Genomic DNA, 5,872 nt, shown 5'->3' with positions numbered 1-5,872 from the left:
GGCGGCGACAGCCCTGGTGAACCACCCGCAAGTGCTCGCCAAGCTCCCCTCCGCCCTGCAGGCGGACGTGAAGACACTCAAGGACGCCCCCTCGGCTGACCGGGTGAAAGACGCCTACAAGATCAAGACCACGGCCCTGTCCGGCGGATACGGTGCCGAGATCCAGAAGGCTGCCGAAAACCTGGCCAAGACCACGACGGAGACCGCGGGCCTGCGCCAGGAACTCCGGACCGCGTTCAGCTCAGCCAACCCGGGCGCCGGACTCCAGAAGGTCGCCGACCAGCTCATCAGCCACCCGAAGGTTCTCGCGAAGCTCCCGGCCAACCTGCAGGCTGACCTGAAGACCCTCAAGGCGGCAGCACCGGCCGACCTGGACACCCAGGCCAACAAGATCAAGGACACCGCGCTGAACGGCGGCTACGGTGCCCAGATCCAGAAGGCAGCCCAGGCCCTCGGAAAGAAGGCCGCTGCGGCCGCCCCAGCCGCATAAGCGGAGCCCCTGCTATCCCCACAAGCCGGGCAGCCCTTGTGGTTGCCCGGCTTTTGCATGTCCGGAACCGGTGAGGATGGCAGTCCACCACGCATGAGGAGAAGAGACCAATTCTCGAGGGCAGGGACGACCTGAATTCGTCAATACTTACATTCGACTGCCACCCAGCCCATAGTGCTGATTTCGGCGACGCCCGCGTCCAATGGGTCATGACAGCCGACTCCGACTACGCGGTCCCCGCCCTGGTTGACCTGAAGCAGGGACTCGCCATCGTCATGCTCGGCTTCGCGTTGTTAGTCCGCTAGATCAGCGGGATGCGTGCAGAAATCGTATCGGGGTGGCAGATCCCATATCGGACGGATCGTCAGGGGTGAAAAACAAAATCTGGCAGGAACGTCACGATCGCCACAGAACACAGCGGCAGGACCTCCTTAGATGGCGCGAGCACGCGCGCTGATTCGACGTCGGGCCCTCAGCGCCGGTTCTCGTACCTGGTAAGGACCAGGCCGCCGGGAAACGTCCGGGTCTCCACCAGGCTCAGGTTCACCCAGTTGTCCAGGGCTGTGAAGAATGGCGTGCCGCCGCCCACCAGCACCGGATGGGTGACAATCGCGTACTCGTCGATCAGCCCGGCCCGCATGGCCGCCGCGGCGAACGTAGCACCGCCGATGTCCATGGAGGCGCCGTCGTCGGCCTTGAGCCGGGTGATCTCGGTAACCGCGTCGCCGGTGACCAGGCGCGTGTTCCAATCAACCGTCCTGGCCGTCGAGGAGAACACTACCTTTGGCATGTCCCGCCAGCGACGGGCGAACTCGATCTGCGCCGGTGTGGCGCCAGGCTGCTGGTCAGCGGTCGGCCAGTGGGAGCTCATCGTCTCCCACAGTCTGCGCCCGTACAGCGCCAGCCCCGTCGCCCCCACCCGGTCGGACCACCATTGGAACAGCTCGTCGCTCGGCACGCTCCAGCCGAGGTCGTCGCCGGGCGCGGCGATGTAACCGTCCAGGCTCACGTTCATGCCAAAGGTCAGTTTGCGCATGGCGTCAGTCTCCCGTGAGTCGGTATTCGTTGTACAGACCAGCACGGTACGAAAAGTCATCGGTCAAGGCCACACCGAGAGCCGGTTGACCACCATGCCAAGCAGATTGTGGCCCGCGTTACACAACGCACGAAGAGGGAGCCTGATTCGCTCATATCCAGCGGCACCGTGGCACTCCGGCAGCAACGCCTAACGGCAGCACGCCACCGCTTCCCTGTCGTGATAGCCACTACCTTGGAGAGGCGAAGTGTAGGAAACCCCCGCCAGCCACAACGGCCGACGGGGACTTTTCAAGTTTGCCCTCGCCGCACTCTGCTTGACAGAGAGAGAAACTAAGTAAGCTTAGCATCTACGGGTATGCCGCTCGCTCGCAGCAAGGGCAGGCCGGCCTTCTGCGCTCCCCGGCTACCCTGAGTCATGACCGACCATCAAAAGACTTGGCACGAGGGGCATAAAGCCACCCTCACTCGAGGCCAGCGCGCCGCCGACATCATGCGAAACGGGATGGGGAGCTGGCCCTTCGTCGGCGGCTTCATCGGTTTCATGCTCATCTGGGCCGCCATCAACACCTGGGCGCTGGCCACCAATTCCTGGGATCCGTATCCTTACATCCTGTTGAACCTCCTGCTCTCGATGCTGGCCGGACTGCAAGGCGCCATCCTGCTGATCGCGGCCAAACGGCAAGACGCCATCGCCGCCGCCATGGCCCAGCATGACTACGACACCAACGTGAAAGCGAAGGAAGAGATTGAGCTGCTGATGGCCATCAACAGCCAGCAGCTGCAGATTCTGCAGGAGCTGAAGGAACTGGCGACCATTGAACGCTATGGTGCCGTCGATCCTGCAGGCGTCTGACCTGCGTCACCATGGTTCTCCTGGGTAATCCTCCAGCGCCTGCTTCGGAACGCGGCAGGACCTGCCGCAGCGGGCAGAAGCCAGCCTAGTCAGGCCCGGTGATCTGCCGATAGTCATAGAAGTAGATGCCGTCCGGAGTGTGCAGCCCCACTGACCTGCCATTTCTGAYCGCCACCACACCCTGTCTCCGCCCGTTGAACGGGTCGTCCCCGACTGCCACGGCACCAAATCGGAACGGTACGGCAGACGTGCGAGCCCACCAGACAGATCGGATGAACAACGTATGCAGCCACCCGTACCTGATTCGGGTTGCCGGCGAACCGGCCGCGAACTTCGGCATAGCGATCACTCCCTTGCAGCACAGCAAAAGGTGCTTCAGTCGTGTGCGGATCCGTCTGTCGTCATCACGCGGAATCGTCCCTGCACCGGTACGGCTCCATTGAAACCACGCTAAAGCATTTGCTCACCAGTCACACGAGTAACAATTACCTCATTGGTAGCGTTCATACCCTCCAGTAACACTTGCTTGCCTACTCGGTTAGACTGGGCCCGCCCCGCAGGCGATTCCCAGGCACGGAAGCGCCTAGAGCAGGGCAAGTGGCAACGCACGGACGGAAACGTGAGCGACGGGCCGCGCAACCTTTGCACCGGCGTCCGGAAACTGCCCCCGCCAGAACCGGGGCCGCAAGAACCCGGAAGACCACGACCGGCAACGAACGGACCCACCTGAAACTCGGGTCCTCACCACCATCCTGCGCCATGAATAGAACCCCTGACGAGGGCGCTTGCGTGCCCGAGGTGGGACTCGAACCGGGCTCCAGCCCTTCAAAATCCGCCACTCCCCCGAAAAAGATCTCCAATCCGGCCCGGTCCGGCCCGCATACAACCCGATCGGGTTCCCAGAGTATGACCATTGTGCACACCCTCCTTTTGCCCACTTCGGCGCCCCAATCAGGCTGCTCAAACGACAGTCCGTCGAGCAGTTGTGTTTTGCCCGGGGTATCGCTTCGATGCGAAGAGTAGGCCTCCGAAACCGGGCCGGCCCCGAACCGGCACCCGCTACCGGGGCAGCCTTCTAATTGGAAATCGACGACCGTCATGGCGGCGCGTTCCGCCTTTACGAACATCTCGTGGAGAAGCGAACACCAACCTGCATGACCAACCGACATCCCGGCCAACACAACGTGAACACGAACCTCGGATGCCAGACCTTCATCCAGACGTTCTTTCAGCACTCCTATTGGGTCCGTCCGAAGTCGTTCCTCCGCCTACCCCTACCAAGACTGGAACCGCTCGATCGGCGTCCCCGTGGAATGGTGGATCCAGTGCCGCCTCAGCAGCTTGTTGGGGTGTCCGGGCGCCCGGCGCCTGCCACCCAGGATCGGCGATCGCAAGGTCGGTGGGGGTTCAGGTGCCTTCACGCGCTGGCGACGACGAAGAGTCCGGCGATGCCGAGCCCATAAAGCACCAGCACCATGAGGGAGTCGGTTCCCATCCTCGCTATCCGTCGTTTTGGCCGAAAGAGCAGCCCGAGCAGGTACACGACGGTGAGCAGGATCGCCAGCGCCGTGAGATAGATGTCGGTGGCCTGGCCTGCGGCAGGACCGTTTTGCCGGAAATGAGGACGGCCAGAAGGAACAGAACTGGAAGGAAGGCATTTCCACCGAGATGTCACTGACCGCCAGTTTGTAATCACCTTGGCGTACCGAGGCCAGACCCGTGGAAATTTCCGGCAGCGACGTCTGCGCACGTCAAGTTTCTGAGACAGTTTCATCGTTGTTTTCGGTTACGCGGCCAGGGGTTCTTGGTCGCGGGTCTGGTGGGCGGTGAGGACTGCCGCCCTGCGTCAGGAGTGTCCAGAAGAGCAGCAAAGCAGGCGGGCGAGTCAAAGTGCGGCAAAGCCAGTCGATGGAGCCATCCGAGCCGACAAGTGCAGCGGTGTGCAGGTCACCGACGATGGCGTAATCCTCAATTCTGGCCACCTCAGAGGGCCTTAACTTCGAGGACGACTTTCAGACCTGTGTCCTGCCGGCGGAAGGCGTCCTGAAAATCGGCCAACGGCACCCGCCGGGTGATCAGGCGCTGCAGCCATCCGTTGTCTGCCTTCTCGAGGGCTGCCACAGCAGCCTCGTAATGACTGCAGTTGGCATTGACGCTGCCGAAGACAGACTCGTTACCAAGCACCAGGGCCCGGTTGACCGCACCGACGTCCACTGGTGCACTTCGGCCGGTCGAGGACACTCCGGTCAGGCAGGTGACCGAATCCAGGGCCCGGCAGGTGATCGATTCCATCACCACGGAGGTGACTCCTGCGCATTCAACCAACACGTCGGCCTTCACGCCCGAGGCGGTGAGGCCCTCGGAGTGATAAATGGCTCCGAGACTGCGGACCAGATCCGGCTTTGGTCCCCCGGTTACCCGGTCAAAGACGTGAACGTCGAGACCTCGCTGTACACCCAGGAGCGCGGCAAGCAGGCCTACCGGGCCGGCTCCCGTGACGACCGCCCTCCTCGGTTGGAAAAGGCCCGGGAGCCGATCGCGTCGATGTGTTGCCACGCCTTGGCCAGGATTGTCGTTGGCTCCAACAAGACTCCGACGGTCGCGAGGGACGGGTTGAGTCGGACCAGCGCACCGGGGTCGGTGCGGTAGCGATCGCGGGCAAACCCGTGCAGCCCCTTGATGCCGTGCTCTGCGTACCGGCCATTACGGCACATGTCCCACTGGCCCACGGCACAGGCGGAACAGGGCACCAGGTCAGGCCGCCGGACGATGCACACCACGAGATCGCCTGCGCTGAATCCGGAAATTAGGTATCTGCTTAGATGAAGTCGTTCCGCGGCCGCGCATGGTCGGCCGTTCCGCTCCTCGGGGGCGGTTGTTGAATCCAGGTCTCACAGGAGCGCAACAGGTTCCCTCGGTACCGTCCTGCGGATGGGTGTACAACCGAAACCCGCCGCGGTCACAGATGACGGGCCGAGCTGGCGACTCGCCACCAAATGGGCGAAAGCGGAGACCGTGGCCATCTTCGCCGGCTTCGCCGTCTACGCGGCCTTCCTGCTGAAGCTGCTTCTCTTCTCTCGTGCACCGGGTTCGGAGAGATCGATCAATCTCATCCCGTTCGCAAGTATCGCGGAATATGCGTTCAGCCACTCTCCCGGGACCGAGAGAGTTGCGTTCGCCAACGTCGTCGGGAACATCCTGATCTTCATCCCGCTCGGAGTCTACGCATCGTGGCTCCGACATCGGGCGGCCGCATGGCTGACCATGCTCACAGTCGCCTCCGTCAGCGGCGCCGTAGAGATCATCCAGGGCGTGTTCGCGGTTGGAGCATCGGACATCGACGACGTGATCCTGAACTGCATCGGAGGACTCATCGGAATGCTCGCATTCTGGCTGCTCTCCGCGATCCTGAGCAGCCTGCCCCCGCCCCCGTCAGCGAATCCGCCCCTGAACTGGCCCGCGAATCCGTCCCTGAATTCGTCGGTGAGCCC

At 62.8% G+C, this 5,872-nt stretch carries 7 protein-coding genes and 1 pseudogene; 4 read left to right on the top strand and 4 right to left on the bottom strand.

All coding sequences use genetic code 11. From position 1 onward, the window contains the following. Positions 1–490, top strand: a 490-nt coding sequence (locus tag AB4Y86_RS10135) for a hypothetical protein (protein ID WP_441402109.1), incomplete at its 5' end; no start/stop codon positions are given. Between the two features lie 472 nt (positions 491–962). On the opposite strand, the gene AB4Y86_RS10130 is transcribed toward AB4Y86_RS10135, so the two are convergent. Next, positions 963–1,526, bottom strand: a complete 564-nt coding sequence (locus tag AB4Y86_RS10130) for a dihydrofolate reductase family protein (RefSeq protein WP_441402108.1) — start codon at positions 1,524–1,526, stop codon at positions 963–965. Between the two features lie 417 nt (positions 1,527–1,943). On the opposite strand from AB4Y86_RS10130, the gene AB4Y86_RS10125 reads away from it, so the two are divergent. After that, complete coding sequence (locus AB4Y86_RS10125) at positions 1,944–2,381, top strand: DUF1003 domain-containing protein (protein ID WP_441402107.1); 438 nt, start codon at positions 1,944–1,946, stop codon at positions 2,379–2,381. Between the two features lie 1,417 nt (positions 2,382–3,798). Here AB4Y86_RS10125 and AB4Y86_RS10120 read toward each other — a convergent pair. The 3 genes and pseudogenes from AB4Y86_RS10120 to AB4Y86_RS10110 form a co-directional block, all read right to left on the bottom strand. Beyond that, positions 3,799–4,056 carry a hypothetical protein gene (locus AB4Y86_RS10120; protein WP_441402106.1) on the bottom strand — a complete coding sequence of 86 codons (258 nt, stop codon included), beginning with the start codon at positions 4,054–4,056 and terminating at the stop codon, positions 3,799–3,801. A 161-nt stretch (positions 4,057–4,217) separates the two neighbouring features. Then, positions 4,218–4,363, bottom strand: a pseudogene (locus tag AB4Y86_RS10115) (trehalase-like domain-containing protein); the annotation flags it as partial. Position 4,364: 1 nt separating this feature from the next. Further along, positions 4,365–4,856 (bottom strand): hypothetical protein, encoded by a 492-nt coding sequence (locus tag AB4Y86_RS10110; RefSeq protein WP_441402110.1) that lies wholly within the window; start codon positions 4,854–4,856, stop codon positions 4,365–4,367. On the opposite strand from AB4Y86_RS10110, the gene AB4Y86_RS10105 reads away from it, so the two are divergent. Then, positions 4,746–5,030 (top strand): hypothetical protein, encoded by a 285-nt coding sequence (locus AB4Y86_RS10105; protein WP_441402111.1) that lies wholly within the window; start codon positions 4,746–4,748, stop codon positions 5,028–5,030. The two genes, AB4Y86_RS10110 and AB4Y86_RS10105, sit on opposite strands and share 111 nt — an antisense overlap. A gap of 366 nt (positions 5,031–5,396) precedes the next feature. Then, a partial coding sequence (locus AB4Y86_RS10100; protein ID WP_441402105.1) for a VanZ family protein occupies positions 5,397–5,872 on the top strand: 476 nt, incomplete at its 3' end.

It is taken from the genome of Arthrobacter sp. 2YAF22_2 (genome assembly GCF_052114645.1).
Classification (GTDB): domain Bacteria; phylum Actinomycetota; class Actinomycetes; order Actinomycetales; family Micrococcaceae; genus Arthrobacter.
Note: the sequence above shows the minus strand (reverse complement) of the source record. Positions and strands in the feature narration are given on the sequence as shown.

What these genes read in the sequence shown, in the direction of transcription:
- AB4Y86_RS10130 (WP_441402108.1), bottom strand. Translation starts at nt 1,526, where the DNA reads ATGCGCAAACTGACCTTTGGCATGAACGTGAGCCTGGACGGTTACATC.
- AB4Y86_RS10125 (WP_441402107.1), top strand. Translation starts at nt 1,944, where the DNA reads ATGACCGACCATCAAAAGACTTGGCACGAGGGGCATAAAGCCACCCTC.